2 protein-coding genes are annotated in these 1534 nt (G+C 71.9%); both read left to right on the top strand.

Annotation, left to right across the window (positions count from 1 at the left end; all coding sequences use genetic code 11):
- On the top strand, positions 1-631 hold a 631-nt coding region (locus tag G6023_RS11435; protein WP_182635576.1), incomplete at its 5' end, for a cytochrome P450.
- Between the two features lie 178 nt (positions 632-809).
- A complete protein-coding gene (locus tag G6023_RS11430; protein ID WP_253695782.1) occupies positions 810-1421 on the top strand; it encodes a putative glycolipid-binding domain-containing protein in 612 nt (203 codons plus the stop codon).
- Positions 1422-1534 lie beyond the last annotated feature (113 nt).

Here is a 1534-nt window from a genome sequence, read left to right as displayed (position 1 = left end):
CGAGCGGCGGGACCTCCTGGCACTGCTCGTCCGCGCCTCGGCGGCCGACGCGCAGGGGCTGTCGGACCAGGAGCTGCGCGACCAGCTCATGACCCTCGTGGCGGCCGGGCACGAGACCACGGCCACGGCGATGGCGTGGTCGATGCTGGAACTGGCCCGCCACCCGGACGTCCAGGACCGGTGTGTGGCCGAGATCGCCGAGGGCGGGTCGGAGTACCTCGACGCCGTGCTCAAGGAGGTCCTTCGGTTGCATCCGGTGGTGCCGATGGTGATGCGGGAGCTGCAGGAGCCGGCCACCGTCGGCGGGCGGACCTACCCGCGGGGAGTGACGATCTCGCCGTCGATCGTCCTGGCCCACCGCTCCGCGGCCACCTACGCGGGACCCCGTGACTTCGACCCGGGGAGGTTCCTCGGCGAGGTGCCCACGCCGACCGAGTGGCTGCCCTTCGGCGGCGGCGCGCGCCGCTGCATCGGGGCCTCGTTCGCGATGATGGAGGGCCAGGTCATCCTGCGCCAGGTGCTGGAGCGGTACCGCCTGGAGCCGGTGGGCAGCGGTCGCGAGTGGCCGCGGTCCCGCAACGTCACCCTGTACCCGTGGCGCCGCGCGCGGGTCGACCTGCGGCGGCGTTGAGCCCGTCCAGCGGGCTGGCGGCGCCCGCAGCCGTCCCGGGCCCTCAGTTCCTCCTCAGGGCCGTCCGGTCCCCTTGGGGCCGTCCGGGGGCCGGATCCGCCTGTGTGACGGGTGGTGGGCAGGAGGTTAACGGGACTCAGATGTGCGTTTTGGTGGAGATTTTCCTACCGTGGAGGCTGTGAACGCTTCTGAGACGTCCTCGCCGCAGGCCGAAGCGCACCGCGCCTCGGTCACCCGTATGTACACGTGGATATCCGAGAACGGCAGACTGATCGAGCAGGTCAGGGTCGTCCCCAAGGGTGATTCCACCCGCGCCCGCGGTCGGATCGTCGCCGCCGCCGGCGCGGACAACCCCGCCTTCACCGTGGAGTACGAGGCTCAACTCGGCGCCGACACGACCCTGCGCCGGGTGTGGCTGACCCTCACCACGGAGGAGTACGAGCGCACGATCGACCTGGTCTGCGACGACGAGGGGGCCTGGCTGCTCGAGGACTCCTCCGGCACCCGCTCCCGCGTGGGCGGCGACGGCGTGGTGGACGTGGACATCACCTACAGCGTCTTCTTCGCCAGCGTCATGATCCGTCGCCTGGGTCTGCACGCACAGCCGGGTTCCGAGGACGTGCGGGTGTTGTCGGTGGATTCCATGACGCTCGACGTCACCGAGGACACGGTCACCCTCTCCAGCGACGACGAGCAGGTCCACGGCATCACCGCCACCGCGTCGACCAGCGCGACGGTCGACGCCGACGGCGTGATCATCGACGTGCCGGGGCTCAGCCGCCGGGTCTGAACGGCCGGCCACCGGGCCTGAACGGCCAGCCGAAGGGCCTCTACGGCCTGTCGGCGAGCCGGACCTCCCTGCCCGCGGCGCCCGCCTCGCGGAGCGCCTCGAGCCACCCGGCC

Source organism: Dietzia sp. DQ11-71 (assembly GCF_014144995.1).
In the GTDB taxonomy this organism is placed as follows: Bacteria; Actinomycetota; Actinomycetes; order Mycobacteriales; family Mycobacteriaceae; genus Dietzia; species Dietzia kunjamensis.
This window is presented reverse-complemented; position numbering and strand designations above follow the sequence as displayed.